Source organism: Actinoplanes sp. NPDC023936 (genome assembly GCF_040639325.1).
Classification (GTDB): Bacteria; Actinomycetota; Actinomycetes; order Mycobacteriales; family Micromonosporaceae; genus Actinoplanes.
Genome location: NZ_JBEZZR010000004.1, coordinates 267,982 through 281,861, shown reverse-complemented (window position 1 = coordinate 281,861; position 13,880 = coordinate 267,982). Strand labels below are relative to the sequence as shown.

Below are 13,880 nucleotides of genomic sequence, written 5' to 3'. Positions count from 1 at the left end.
GCCCGTCACCGGCCCAGTCCGAAGATGCCCCGGCCGTGCGGGCTCTCCTTGATCGTGGGCGGCTTGGCCGCGTCGTACCACTCGGCGGAGCGGATCTGCTTCATCGCGTCCTTGCGCGCCGCCGCGTCCAGCCGGTCCAGGAAGAGCACGCCGTCCAGGTGGTCGGTCTCGTGCTGCACGCAGCGGGCCATCAGGCCGGTGCCGACCAGCTGGATCGGGTCGCCGTGCTCGTTGAAGCCGTTCGCGACAACGTTCTGCCGACGCTTCGTGTCGACGTAGACGCCCGGGATGGAGAGGCAGCCCTCCGGGCCGTCCTGCTCCTCCTCATCGGGGAACGACAGCACCGGGTTCACGATGTGGCCGACCACGTCGTCGATGTCGAAGGTGAAGACGCGCAGACCGACGCCGAGCTGCGGTGCGGCCAGGCCGGCGCCGCCCTCGTCCTGCATCGTCTCGATCAGATCCTTGACCAGATTGCGCAGTTCCTTGTCGAAGTCGACGACGGGATCAGCCGGCGTGCGCAGGACCGGATCGCCGAAAAGACGGATTTGCTGGACGGTCACGCGGCGAAACTCCTGACTGTGGTGGCTTGCACCCGCCCAGTCTACGGAGTCCACCGGGCGGTAGTCAGATCAGAACAGGTCGGACGGATCAACCTGGATGCGCACCGGCTGGGCGGCCTTCCGAGCGCTGCGCATCGCGGCCGCCTCGTGCAGCGCCCGCGCCAGCTCGCCGGCCCGCGACCGGGACACCCGCAGCAGCATCCGCTCCTGCTCGCCGTCGGCCGGCACCGGGCCGAGCACCTCCGCGCCGTCCGGCAATTTCGCGTGCGCCAGCAGGTCGGCCACGGCCGGCGCGGTGCCCGTGACACTCGCCATCCGGGCCGCCGGCGGGAAACCCAGCTCGCGGCGTTCGGCCAGCTCACGGGCCGCGAACCAGCCCGGATCCCAGCGCAGCAGCGCCTGCACCGGCGCCAGCGAGCCGTCCGCCACCACCACGACCTTGCCACCGGCGGGAGCGGGCCGGGCCAGTGCCGCCGCGTTCAGCCAGCGGCGCATCGTCTCCTCCGCGGCGCGCAGGTCGGAACGGCTCAGCAGGGCCCAGGTGTCGAGCAGCAGCACCGCGCCGTACCCACCGCCCTCGGCGACCGGCTCGGCCCCCGGCGTCGACACCACCAGCGATGCCACCGCCGGAACGGTGACCAGCACCTCATCGCGCCCCGATGTGCGCACCGGCACACCCGGGAAGGCCCGGCCCAGCTCCTCGGCGGTGCGCCGGGCGCCGGTCACCGAGGCGCGCAGGCGGCGCTCACCGCAGGCCGGGCACTCGTACGCCGCGGACGCCCGCCCGCACCAGTGACAGACCGGCACGTCCCGCGCGCCGCCCAGCCCGAGCGGCCCGGAACAGTGCGGGCACCGCGCCGGGGTACGGCACTCGGCGCACGCCACGGCCGGCAGGTAACCCCGGCGCGGCACCTGGACCAGCACCGGAGTGTCGTCCTTCAACGCCTGGCGCGCCGTCTGCCAGGCCAGGCTCGGCAGCCGCGCGCTCACCGCGCCGGGGTCGCGAGCGAGCTGCGGGTCGTCCCCGGTCGGCGCGATCGCCGGCGACCGCCGCCGCAGCACCCCGCGCTCCGCGACGATCTCCTTGGCCCAGCCGGTCTCCAGCAACAACTGCGCCTCACCGGTACGCGCGAAACCGCCCACCAGCACCGCGCACCCGGCCAGCTGAGCACGGGTGAGCAGCACCTCCCGCGCGTGCGGATAGGGCGCCCGCGGCTCGGCGAGCACGTCGTCCCCGTCGTCCCAGATCACCACGAGCCCGAGGTCGCGCACCGGCGCCCACATCGCGGCCCGGGTCCCGGCGACCACCGGCACCCGGTGCCGGCTGGCGGCGAGAAACCGCCGGTAGCGCTCGGCCGGCCCGAGCGCCGCGTTCAGCGCGACGTGCCGCCCCGCGCCGAGAACCGCACCCAGCGCGGCATCGACCCGGTCCAGATCCCGCGCATCCGCGACAACGATCACCACGCCCTTGCCGGCCCGCACGGTGGCGCCGGCCGCCTCGGCGATCCGGGCAGCCCAGTCCTCCCCGGGCAGCGCCGACCACACGGCCCGCGCGGGCCGCCCGTCCGCCAGCGCCCGCAGATAGCCGGGCCCCGCCGCATACGAGTCCCACCCACCCGCAGCCGGCGCCCCGATCTCCGCCACCCCAGCCCCGCCAGCCGGCCCATCGCCGCCGGACTGCGCCTCACCGCCAGCCAGCGCCTCACCGCCAGCCCGGCCATCACCGCCCGACTGCGCCTCACCGCCAGCCAGCCCGTCACCCGGAGCCAGCCCACCACCGCCAGTCCGCCCATCACCGCCTGTCCGCCCGTCGCCGCCAGCCCGCCCGTCGCCGCCGGACTGCGCCTCACCGCCCGCCCGCGCGTAATCGCTGGAATCCGCCAGCTCATCCACCGGCGGCACAGCAGCAGCAGCAGCCGGCAGCGACTCGGCAGCGGATAGCTCATCCCCCGGCGGCGGCGCGACAGGCGGCATTGGGGACGCGGACGGCGACACAGCAGCCGACGGCGACACAGCGGCGGCGGCCTCCACCCGGGCGTGCCGGGGCGGGACCGCCAGCCGTAGCACGTCCGCGAGACTGCCGGCATAGCGCTGAGCGACCGCCCCCGCGAGCCGGGCGATCTCCGGGTCCAGCACCCGCTCCGGCGACACCACCCGTTCCAGATAGGCCAGCTTGCCGCCGTGCTGGGACGACTCCACCCGCTCCAGCAGGAACCCGCTCACCAACTGCCCGGCGAACCGCACCTTGACCCGCACACCCGGCTGCGCCGCCTCATCGGAGTCGGCGGGAACCAGATAGTCGAACGGCCGGTCCAGGTGCGGCAGCGACACATCGACGCAGACCCGGGCGACCGGCAGCCGCTCGGCCGGTTCCCGTTCGCTGCGCGCACCCTTGGTCCCCATCGCCGAACATTCTGCCCGGCCCCTCCGACATGATTCCGGCCCGCCGCCAGAAGCCGCGGCCGCGCCTGACCCGAGCCGTAGCCCAGCCAGGTAATCAAGCCCGCATAACCGCCACCGGCTACGGCTCGCCATCGCCGGCCGTAGCGCAGCACGGTGATCAAGCCCTCATTACCTGCCCCAGCTACGGCTCGCCACCGCCGGCCGTAGCCCAGCACGGTGATCAAGCCGCACAACCTGCGCCAGCGACGGCTCGCCACCACCAAGCACCCACGAAACCTGCGCCAGCGACGGCCCGCCACCACGATCACCCACGAAACCTGCGCCAGCTACGGCTCGCCGCCCACAACACTCATGGGAACGAACAGGCGAATCGGCCGGAAACAGATCAAGGCCCGGCTTCGAAAAGCCGGGCCTCCATCAAGAAGAGGATCAGGAAGCGGCGTTCTTCAGGTCCGCGGCCCGGTCGGTGCTCTCCCAGCGCAGCTCCGCGATCTCCCGGCCGAAGTGGCCGTACGCGGCGGTCTGCTGGTAGATCGGGCGCAGCAGGTCCAGGTCGCGGATGATCGCGGCCGGGCGCAGGTCGAAGACCTCGGTGATGGCCTTCTCGATCCTCTCGACCGGGACGGTCTCGGTGCCGAAGGTCTCGACGAACAGCGAGACCGGGTGGGCCTTGCCGATCGCGTAGGCGACCTGGGTCTCGCAGCGCTCGGCAAGGCCGGCGGCGACCACGTTCTTGGCGACCCAGCGCATCGCGTACGCCGCGGAGCGGTCCACCTTCGACGGGTCCTTGCCGGAGAACGCGCCGCCGCCGTGACGGGAGTAACCGCCGTACGTGTCAACGATGATCTTGCGGCCGGTGAGGCCGGCGTCGCCCATCGGGCCGCCGATCTCGAAGCGGCCGGTCGGGTTGACCAGGAGGCGGTAGCCCTCGGTGTCGATGCCGAGGCTCTCCAGCTCCGGCGCGATCACGTGCTCCCGGATGTCCGGGGTGAGCAGCGACTCCAGCGAGATGTCGGCGGCGTGCTGCGACGAGACCACGATCGTGTCGAGGCGGACCGGGCGCAGCCCGTCGTACTCGATGGTGACCTGGGTCTTGCCGTCCGGACGCAGGTACGGAATCGTGCCGTCCTTGCGGGCGGCGGAGAGCCGGCGGGCCAGCCGGTGGGCGAGCGCGATCGGCAGCGGCATCAGCTCGGGGGTCTCCGAGCAGGCGAAGCCGAACATCATGCCCTGGTCGCCGGCGCCCTGCTGGTCGAGGATGTGCTCGGAGTCGCCCTCGCGCAGCTCGATGGCGCTGTCCACGCCCTGCGCGATGTCCGGCGACTGGGAGCCGATCGAGACGCTGACGCCGCAGGACGCGCCGTCGAAGCCCTTCTTCGACGAGTCGTAACCGATGCCCAGGATCGTGTCGCGCACGATCTTCGGGATGTCGGCGTAGGCCTGAGTGGTGACCTCACCCGCCACGTGCACCTGGCCGGTCGTGATCAGCGTTTCCACCGCGACCCGGCTGCGCGGGTCCCGGGCGAGCAGAGCGTCGAGAATCCCGTCGCTGATCTGGTCAGCGATCTTGTCCGGGTGGCCTTCCGTGACCGACTCGGAGGTGAACAGACGGCGTGCCACGGTGCTCCTCAGATTTGTCGAATACAACGTAACGCGGAAGTGTAATCAGCCCTGCCGAGCGTCACCGACCTGGGCATCCAACCGTGCCACGACGTGGTCCAAAATCACATCAGCCACATCGTCTTTGGGGAGTTGACCAAAGGTACCGGTGGATCCGTCAGCGCCCAGCAGGGTGACCGTGTTGTGATCCTGCCCGAACACGAGGTCCGGGCCCACCTCGTTAACGACGATCAGGTCGGCTCGTTTCTTCACCAATTTTGCGCGCGCGTGCTCGAGCGCCGCATGAGTCTCGGCAGCGAAGGCGACGAGAACCTGGTCAGCGCGCTTCGACGCGCCCAGTTCGGCGGCGATGTCCGGATTCGTGGTGAGGACGATCGGAGAAGGCGTACCCGCGTCAGTTTTTTTGATCTTCTGGGCCGCGACCGTCTCCGGGCGGAAGTCGGCCGGCGCGGCCGCCATGATCGCCACGTCCGCCGCGGCGAACGCCTCCACCGTCGCTTTCCGCAGCTCCTCGGTGGTGCCGACCCGCACGAGATCGGCGCCGGCCGGGTCCGGCAACGCGACGTTCGCGGCCACCAGCGTCACCCGGGCGCCACGGGCGAGAGCGGCTTTCGCGAGCGCGTACCCCTGCTTGCCGGAACTGCGGTTTCCCAGGTAACGCACCGGGTCCAGCGGCTCCCGGGTCCCGCCCGCCGTCACCACCACGTGCCGACCGGCAAGATCAAGATCAAGACCCCGCTTGTGTACGCGCATCGCGTACTCGAAGATCGCGGACGGATCGGGCAGCCGCCCCTTGCCGGTGTCCTTGCCGGTCAGCCGCCCCACGGCCGGTTCGATCACGAACGCGCCCCGCTCGCGGAGGGTGGCCACGTTCGCCCGCGTCGCCGGGTTCTCCCACATCTCGGTGTGCATGGCCGGCGCGTACACGATCGGGCAGGTCGCCGTGAGCAGCGTGTTGGTGAGCAGGTCGTCGGCGATCCCGTGCGCCGCCCGGGCCAGGATGTCGGCGGTGGCCGGCGCGACCACGACCAGCTCGGCGGCCCGGCCGATCCGCACGTGCGGCACCTCGTGCGCGTCCTGGAACACCTCGGTGGCGACCGGCCGCCCGGAGAGCGCGGCCCAGGTCGGCTCGCCGACGAACTTGAGCGCGGACGCCGTCGGCACCACCCGCACGCCGTGCCCCGACTCGGTGAACAGGCGCAACAGCTCACAGGCCTTGTACGCGGCGATGCCGCCGCACACCCCCAGGACGACCTCGGTCACGCTCGCACCTCACATAACAATTGATCCACATAACAAGTGATCCCGCGCCCATGATCTGGGACGCGGGATCATCATGTCGGATCAAACGATCAGGGATTGTCGGTGGGCTCTGCCGTCAGCAGGCCGGCGTTGATCTCCCGCATCGCGATGGAGAGCGGCTTCTCCTGCGGAGTGGTCTCCACCAGAGGACCGACGTACTCCAGGAGACCCTCGCCGAGCTGGCTGTAGTAGGCGTTGACCTGGCGGGCGCGCTTGGCCGCGAAGATCACCAGCGAGTACTTCGACGAGGTCTTGTCGAGCAGCTCGTCGATCGGCGGGTTGGTGATGCCTTCGGGGTTCGCGATGGTTCCCACAGTCACTGCTTCCTTAATGCTCGTTTGCTTAAGCGAGACCGGCTCACAGCTCGGTGGCCTGAGCCGGCGCTAAGTACGATGAACCGAGCAATCCTACCAGCTCGTCCGCTGCACGCTCGACGAAGTCGTTCACCACCGTCCGGTCGAACTCGGCCTCGGCGGCCAGCTCCTCGTCGGCGTGGGCGAGACGACGGCGGATCGTCTCCTCGTCGTCGGTTCCCCGGCCGATCAGGCGGCGCTGCAGCTCGTCCACGCTCGGCGGGGCCAGGAAGACCAGCTGGGCCTCCGGCATCGCCGCACGGACCTGGCGGGCGCCCTGCAGGTCGATTTTCAACAAAACGGGCCGGCCCTGCTGGAGCCAGCCCTCGACCTGCGCCCGGGGAGTCCCGTAGAGATTCCCCGCGAACTCCGCCCACTCCAGCAGCTGTCCGCCGTCGATCAGGCGCTGGAACTCGGCGCGGCTCACGAAGTGGTAATGCTCCCCATCGGTCTCGTAGTCCCGTTTCTTCCGGGTAGTCACCGACACCGACAACCTGATCCAAGGCGAGCGCGCCCGGATCAGCTCGATCACACTGTCCTTGCCGACCCCGGAGGGGCCGGAGAGAACGGTGAGGCGGGCTGCCGGGCGCGCGTCGTCATCCATGCTCACGGCTCATGTCTACACGAGCCCATGAGTCAGTTCGCAGCGAACTCCCCCAGGAGGGCCTTGCGCTGCTGGTCGCCAAGACCCCGGAGCCGGCGGCTCTCAGCGATCTTGAGCTTCTCCATGATCTGGGTCGCGCGGATCTTGCCGATGCCCGGCAGCGCCTGAAGCACGGCCGAGACCTTCAGCTTGCCGACGACCTCGTCAGCCTCCGCGCGGTCCAGCACGGCGGCGAGGGTGGTCTTGCCGGACTTGAGCTGTTCCTTCAGCTCAGCCCGAGCCTTGCGAACTTCCGCGGCCTTCTCCAGCGCAGCTTGGCGCTGTTCGGGGCTCAGTGACGGGAGCGGCACCAGTTCTCCTCAGGTCCCTCACGCGGCGGTAGTTCATACCGGCGCTTTGCGTGAAACGTGGTGTGCCAGGGAACCGAAGGGGCATATGGTTCCCGGCGCCGGGAAAACTAGCGGTCAACGGCGCTTTCGGCAACGTCGGGGTACCCCGTGAACCGCTTCCCGACGCACTGGTAAGCAGGCCGTTTCACCCGAGCGCGGCTCGGCAGTCGTCAAGAACACGCTCCGCCGCGACGCGCAGATCGCTACTCTGCGGCCCCGCCGAGAGAACCTCGCGTGAGTACGAGGGCAATACGTTCCGCAGGCTTTCGCCGAAGACCGCGCGCAGGTCGGAGGGCGTCGCGCCCTGCGCTCCGAGGCCCGGAGCGAGCAGCGGGCCGTTGACGGCAGAGAGGTCGTGCCCGGTCTCGCCGATTGTCGCGCCGACCACCAGGCCGAGACTTCCGAGCGGCTGCGCACCCGCGTTGACCTGCGAAATCTCGTCGATCACCGTCTGCGCGACGGTTTTCCCGGTGGCCGTGACGGCGTGCTGGACGGCCGGCCCCTCGGGGTTCGAGGTCAGCGCGAGGACGAAGACTCCGCCGCCGTGAGCGGCCGCCAGGTCGAACGCCGGCTGCAACGAGCCGACTCCGAGATAGGGACTCACAGTAATCGCGTCGGCACACAGAGAACTCGCCGGATCCAAATAGGCCGACGCGTAAGCGGCCATCGTGGACCCGATGTCGCCGCGTTTCACGTCCAGCAGGACGAGCGCGCCGGCCTCTCGGGACTGTCGGATAGTTGACTCAAGAATCGCGACGCCACGTGACCCAAATCTCTCAAAAAACGCGGACTGTGGTTTCAGAACAGCCACCCGATCGGCCAGTGCGTCGACCACCGTACGGGCGAAGCGTTCCAGGCCGGCGATGTCGTCGGAGAGGCCCCAGCGAGCGAGCAGAGAGGCGTGCGGGTCGATGCCGACGCAGAGCGGACCACGCTCCGCTACGGCGGCATGGAGGCGTTCGCCGAACGTTTCCATCGAAAGTTCCTTCTTCCGTGTCAGGTAGCTGCCACCGCGGCGGTGATCCCCGCGGTAATGCGGTCCACGTCCGCGTCGTCCGCCGCGTAGGGCGGCATCGTGTAGATCAGGTCCCGGAACGGCCGCAGCCAGACTCCCTCGGCCACCGCCGCCGCTGTCGCGCGCGCCATGTCCACCGGATGATCCAGCTGCACCACGCCGATCGCACCCAGAACGCGGACATCGGCGACCCCGGGCGCTGCGCGGAGCGGCTCCAGGCCGTCTTTCAGCCGGCTCTCGATTGCGGGTACGCGCGCGGCCCAGTCCCCGCCGCGCAGGAGCCCGAGCGACGCGTTCGCCACCGCACAGGCGAGCGGGTTGCCCATGAACGTCGGCCCGTGCGCCAGCCCGCCGCCCTCCCCCGCCGAGATCGCCGCCGCCACCTCCGGCGTGCAGAGCGTCGCGGCCAGCGTCAGGTACCCACCGGTGAGCGCCTTGCCGAGGCAGAGGATGTCCGGGCTGACCCCGGCGTGCTCGGCGGCGAAGAGCTTGCCGGTCCGCCCGAAGCCGGTGGCGATCTCGTCGAAGATCAGGAAGATCCCGTGCGCCGCTGTCACCTCCCGCAGCACCCGCAGGTACTCCGGATGGTGGAACCGCATGCCGCCGGCGCCCTGGACGACCGGCTCCACGATCACCGCGGCGATCTCGTCCGCGTGCTGCTCGACGACCGTCCGGAGGGAATCGGCGTAGTCCGCGACGAAATCCGCGGGCGGGGCGCCGGCGAAGATCTGGACGGGCAGCACGCCGGTCCAGAGCGCGTGCATGCCGCCGACCGGGTCGCAGACGCTCATCGGGTGGAAGGTGTCGCCGTGGTACCCGCCCCGCCAGGTGGCGAGGCGCTGCCGTCCCGGCCGGCCCCGCGCGCGCTGCGCCTGCAGCGCCATCTTGATCGCCACCTCGACGCCGACCGAGCCGGAGTCGCAGAGGAAGACGTGCTCCAGGCCCGGCGGCGTCATCTCGACGAGCGTGGCGGCCAGCCGGATCGCCGGCTCGTGGGTGAGCCCGCCGAACATCACGTGGCTCATCCGGCCGGCCTGCTCGGCGAGCGCGGCGTCCAGCACCGGATGCCGGTACCCGTGGATCGCCGCCCACCACGACGACATGCCGTCGACCAGTTCACGCCCGCCGGCCAGCCGCAGCCGCACCCCCGCCGCGCTCTCCACGAGGTACGGGTCGGTGCGGCCGGGCATCGGGCCGTACGGATGCCAGACGTGCGCCCGATCGAGCGCGAGAAGCTCGCGCTCGGCGCCGGTCATCGCGCGCGGTGGGAACGGATCGGCCGGGCGCCCCGGGCGACCGCCCGGACCAGGTCCGGTCCCCGATAGATGAATCCGCTGTAGAGCTGCACCAGGGAGGCGCCGGCGTCGAGCAGCCGGGCCGCGTCGTCGACCGACATGATGCCGCCGACCCCGATGATCGGCAGCCGGCCGCCGGTCTCGTCGTGCACGAACTTCACCACCTGGCGGGACCGCTCGGTCAGCGGCCGGCCGGAGAGACCGCCGGCCTCGCCCGCGAGGTGCTGGTCGGCCTCGTCGATCCCGTCCCGGGACAGCGTGGTGTTCGTCGCGATCAGACCGGCCGCGCCGTGCTCCAGGCAGACCTCGAGGAGCTCGGCGATGGCCGGCTCGGTCAGGTCCGGCGCGATCTTCACGAGCACCGGCACCGGGCCGCTCAGCGCCTTGAGCAGGGCCGCGATCGAGTCCCGGTCCTGCAGCGAGCGCAGGCCCGGCGTGTTCGGCGAGGAGACGTTGACAGCGATGTAGTCGGCGTACGGGTGCAGCAGCCGGTATGAGGTCAGGTAGTCCTCGACGGCGTCCTCCAGCGGCGTCACCTTGGACTTGCCGAGCGAGATGCCGAGCGGCACGTCCAGCTTGCCGAGGGCCGCCAGCCGGTCCGCGAGAGCGGCCGCGCCGGCGTTGTTGAAGCCCATCCGGTTGATGATCGCCTCGGACTGCTTGAGCCGGAACAGCCGCGGCTTGTCGTTGCCCGGCTGCTCCTTGGCGGTGACCGTGCCCACCTCGACGAACCCGAAGCCCAGGGCCGGCCAGGCCGGCAGCGCCACGCCGTTCTTGTCCATCCCGGCGGCCAGGCCGACCCGGTTCGGGAACCGGACCCCGAACACGTCGGTCGGAGCGGCGAACGCGTACCGGCGGCGCATCGCGGACAGGGCCGGGGCGGGCAGCGCGGCGAGCCGGTTCAGCGTCCACTCGTGGGCGTGCTCGGCGTCGCCGCCGCCCAGCCGGAACAGGACCGGCCGGACGGCGTTGTCGAAGAACCTCACTGAGCCGAACCCTGCTGGGCCTGCTGGGCCTGCTGGGCCAGCTCCGGCCGGAGCAGCGCGTGCAGCTCCTGCAGCGGGCGGACGGTCATGTCGCCGCGCATCAGCGCCTCGATGCCCATCACCGCGGCGGCCGCGCCCGGCACCGTGGTGACGCTCGGCACGTCCGCTGTCACGGCGGCGCTGCGGATCTCGTACCCGTCGAGCCGGGCGCTGGCGCCCGAGCCCTGCGGGGTGTTGATGATCAGCGAGATCTCGCCGGCCAGGATCAGCTCGACCGCGTTCGTGCCGGGGCTCTCGTAGTGCTTCGGGACGACCTCGCACTCGATGCCGTAGCGGCGCAGCACCTCGCCGGTGCCGGCCGTGGTGACGATCGTGAAGCCCAGGTCGGCGAGCCGCTTCACCGGGAAGACCATCGACCGCTTGTCCCGGTTCGCCACCGAGACGAAGACCTTGCCGCTGGTCGGGAGCGAGCCGTACGCGGCGGCCTGCGACTTGGCGAACGCCTGGCCGAAGCCGGCGTCGATGCCCATCACCTCGCCGGTCGACTTCATCTCCGGGCTGAGCAGGTTGTCCACGCTCTTGCCGGCCGGGGTGCGGAACCGCTTGAACGGCAGCACCGCCTCCTTCACCGCGATCGGCGCGTTCGGCGGCACGGTGCCGCCGTCGCCGGAGGCCAGCAGCAGGCCCTCGGCGCGCAGCTCGGCGATGGTGGCGCCGAGCGCGATCCGGGCCGCCGCCTTGGCGAGCGGGACGGCTGTCGCCTTGGAGACGAACGGGACGGTCCGGGACGCGCGCGGGTTGGCCTCCAGCACGTAGAGCGTCTCGTCCTTCAGCGCGTACTGGACGTTGAGCAGGCCGCGCACCCCGACGCCGCGGGCGATCGCCTCGGTGTAGCGGCGCACCTCCGCGATGTGCGAGGCGGCCAGGTTGACCGGCGGCAGCGAGCAGGCCGAGTCGCCGGAGTGGATGCCGGCCTCCTCGATGTGCTCCATCACGCCGCCCAGGTAGACCTCGCCCGTCGCGTCGCAGAGCGCGTCCACGTCGATCTCGATGGCGTCGTCGAGGAACCGGTCGACCAGCACCGGGTGGTCCGGCGAGATCTCGGTGGCCCGCTCGATGTAGCCCTGCAGGGTCGGCTCGTCGTAGACGATCTCCATGCCCCGGCCGCCGAGCACGTACGACGGGCGGACCAGCACCGGGTACCCGATCGTGTCGGCGATCGCCTTGGCCTCGGGGAAGGTGGTCGCGGTGCCGTGGTCGGGCGAGCGCAGGCCGGCCTCGGCCAGCACCGCGCCGAACAGGCCGCGGTCCTCGGCCAGGTCGATCGCCTCGGGCGAGGTGCCGACGATCGGCACGCCGGCCGCCTTGAGCCGGTTCGCCAGGCCGAGCGGGGTCTGCCCGCCGAGCTGCACGATCACGCCGATCACGCCGGGGCCGCCGGCCGCCTTGCCGGAGCTGTCCTCGGCGTGCACGACCTCGAGGACGTCCTCGAAGGTGAGCGGCTCGAAGTAGAGCCGGTCGGCGGTGTCGTAGTCGGTGGAGACCGTCTCCGGGTTGCAGTTGATCATCACGGTCTCGTAGTTCACGCCCCGGAGCGCCTGCACCGCGTGCACGCAGGAGTAGTCGAACTCGATGCCCTGGCCGATCCGGTTCGGCCCGGAGCCCAGGATGATCACCTTGGGCCGGTCGCTCGGCGCAACCTCGGTCTCGGAGTCGTACGACGAGTAGTGGTACGGGGTGTTCGCCTCGAACTCGGCGGCGCAGGTGTCCACGGTCTTGTAGACCGGGCGGATGCCGAGCCGGTGCCGCAGCGCGCGGACGCCGTCCTCCCCGGCCAGCTCCGGCCGCAGCGTGGCGAGCTGCTTGTCGGAGAGCCCGGACCGCTTCGCCCGGCGCAGCAGCTCGTCGTCGAGGACCGGCGCGGCCAGGATCTCCGCGCGCAGGTCGACCAGGGCCTGGATCTCGTCCAGGAACCACGGGTCGATCCGGCCGCTCGCCTCGTGCACCTGCTCGACCGTCGCGCCGAGCCGCAGCGCGGCCTCGACCGTGTAGAGCCGGCCGTCGTGCGGCACGCGCAGCGCGGCGAGCGCCTCGTCGACGTTCTCGAAGGTCGGGGCGGTCCAGAAGCCGGCCGCCTTGGTCTCCATCGAGCGCATCGCCTTGTTCAGCGCCTCGGCGAAGTTGCGGCCCAGGCTCATCGCCTCGCCGACCGACTTCATCGTGGTGGTGAGCTCCTTGTCGGCGCCCGGGAACTTCTCGAAGGCGAACCGCGGGATCTTCACGACCACGTAGTCGAGGGCCGGCTCGAACGCGGCCGGCGTCTTCAGCGTGATGTCGTTCGGGATCTCGTCCAGGGTGTAGCCGATCGCCAGCTTCGCGGCGATCTTGGCGATCGGGAAGCCGGTCGCCTTCGAGGCGAGCGCCGACGAGCGGGAGACCCGGGGGTTCATCTCGATCACGATCATCCGGCCGTCGTCCGGGTTGATCGCGAACTGGATGTTGCAGCCACCGGTGTCCACGCCGACCTCGCGCAGCACGGCGATGCCCAGGTCGCGCATCTTCTGGTACTCGCGGTCGGTGAGGGTCATGGCCGGCGCGACGGTGACGCTGTCGCCGGTGTGCACGCCCATCGGGTCGATGTTCTCGATCGAGCAGACGACCACGACGTTGTCGTGCTTGTCGCGCATCAGCTCGAGCTCGTACTCCTTCCAGCCGAGCACGCTCTCCTCGATGAGCACCTCGTGCACCGGGGAGGCGGCCAGGCCGGCGCCGGCGATCCGGTCCAGGTCCTCAGGGGTGTGCGCCATGCCGGAGCCGAGGCCACCCATCGTGAACGACGGGCGGATGACGACCGGGAGACCGATCTCGGCGACGGTCTCGCGTACCTCGTCCATCGAGTGACAGACCCGCGAGCGCGGCGTCTCGCCGCCCGCCGTCGCGACGATGTCCTTGAAGAGCTGACGGTCCTCGCCCTTGCGGATCGCGTCGACGTTCGCGCCGATCAGCTCGACGCCGTACTTCTCCAGCACGCCGCTCTCGTGCAGGGCGATCGCGGTGTTCAGCGCGGTCTGCCCGCCCAGCGTCGGCAGGATCGCGTCCGGGCGCTCCTTGGCGATGACCAGCTCCACGAACTCCGGGGTGATCGGCTCGACGTAGGTGGCGTCGGCGAACTCCGGATCGGTCATGATCGTGGCCGGGTTGGAGTTGACCAGCGAGACCCGGATGCCCTCGGCCCGCAGCACCCGGCACGCCTGGGTGCCGGAGTAGTCGAACTCGCAGGCCTGGCCGATGACGATCGGGCCGGAGCCGATCACCATGATGTGCTTGAGATCTTCACGCTTCGGCACTGA

11 protein-coding genes are annotated in these 13,880 nt (G+C 70.9%); all 11 read right to left on the bottom strand.

The window, feature by feature from the left end; translation table 11 throughout:
- Positions 1–5: 5 nt before the first annotated feature.
- The 11 genes from def to carB all read right to left on the bottom strand — a co-directional run bounded on the left by def (position 6) and on the right by carB (position 13,877).
- On the bottom strand, positions 6–563 hold the full coding sequence (gene def, locus AB0F72_RS07545; protein WP_360426753.1) for a peptide deformylase: 558 nt from the start codon (positions 561–563) through the stop codon (positions 6–8).
- Between the two features lie 69 nt (positions 564–632).
- A complete protein-coding gene (locus tag AB0F72_RS07540) occupies positions 633–2,966 on the bottom strand; it encodes a primosomal protein N' (RefSeq protein ID WP_360426750.1) in 2,334 nt (777 codons plus the stop codon).
- Between the two features lie 429 nt (positions 2,967–3,395).
- Complete coding sequence (gene metK / locus AB0F72_RS07535; RefSeq protein ID WP_360426747.1) at positions 3,396–4,586, bottom strand: methionine adenosyltransferase; 1,191 nt, start codon at positions 4,584–4,586, stop codon at positions 3,396–3,398.
- 45 nt (positions 4,587–4,631) lie between these two features.
- Complete coding sequence (gene coaBC, locus AB0F72_RS07530; protein WP_360426744.1) at positions 4,632–5,849, bottom strand: bifunctional phosphopantothenoylcysteine decarboxylase/phosphopantothenate--cysteine ligase CoaBC; 1,218 nt, start codon at positions 5,847–5,849, stop codon at positions 4,632–4,634.
- Positions 5,850–5,938: 89 nt separating this feature from the next.
- Positions 5,939–6,202: a DNA-directed RNA polymerase subunit omega gene (rpoZ, locus tag AB0F72_RS07525; RefSeq protein ID WP_014446315.1), complete on the bottom strand. Its 264-nt coding sequence runs from the start codon at positions 6,200–6,202 to the stop codon at positions 5,939–5,941.
- Between the two features lie 43 nt (positions 6,203–6,245).
- Entirely contained in the window at positions 6,246–6,845 is a 600-nt protein-coding gene (gmk, locus tag AB0F72_RS07520) for a guanylate kinase (RefSeq protein ID WP_360427052.1), read from the bottom strand.
- Positions 6,846–6,877: 32 nt separating this feature from the next.
- Entirely contained in the window at positions 6,878–7,195 is a 318-nt protein-coding gene (gene mihF / locus AB0F72_RS07515) for an integration host factor, actinobacterial type (RefSeq protein ID WP_014446317.1), read from the bottom strand.
- A 184-nt stretch (positions 7,196–7,379) separates the two neighbouring features.
- Positions 7,380–8,210, bottom strand: a complete 831-nt coding sequence (pyrF, locus tag AB0F72_RS07510) for an orotidine-5'-phosphate decarboxylase (RefSeq protein WP_360426741.1) — start codon at positions 8,208–8,210, stop codon at positions 7,380–7,382.
- Positions 8,211–8,230: 20 nt separating this feature from the next.
- Positions 8,231–9,505 (bottom strand): adenosylmethionine--8-amino-7-oxononanoate transaminase, encoded by a 1,275-nt coding sequence (locus tag AB0F72_RS07505; RefSeq protein WP_360426738.1) that lies wholly within the window; start codon positions 9,503–9,505, stop codon positions 8,231–8,233.
- Positions 9,502–10,530: a quinone-dependent dihydroorotate dehydrogenase gene (locus AB0F72_RS07500; RefSeq protein WP_360426734.1), complete on the bottom strand. Its 1,029-nt coding sequence runs from the start codon at positions 10,528–10,530 to the stop codon at positions 9,502–9,504. Before AB0F72_RS07500 ends, AB0F72_RS07505 begins: the two co-directional genes overlap by 4 nt.
- Entirely contained in the window at positions 10,527–13,877 is a 3,351-nt protein-coding gene (gene carB / locus AB0F72_RS07495; protein ID WP_360426730.1) for a carbamoyl-phosphate synthase large subunit, read from the bottom strand. The genes AB0F72_RS07500 and carB overlap by 4 nt, the downstream gene beginning before the upstream one ends.
- Positions 13,878–13,880: the final 3 nt, after the last annotated feature.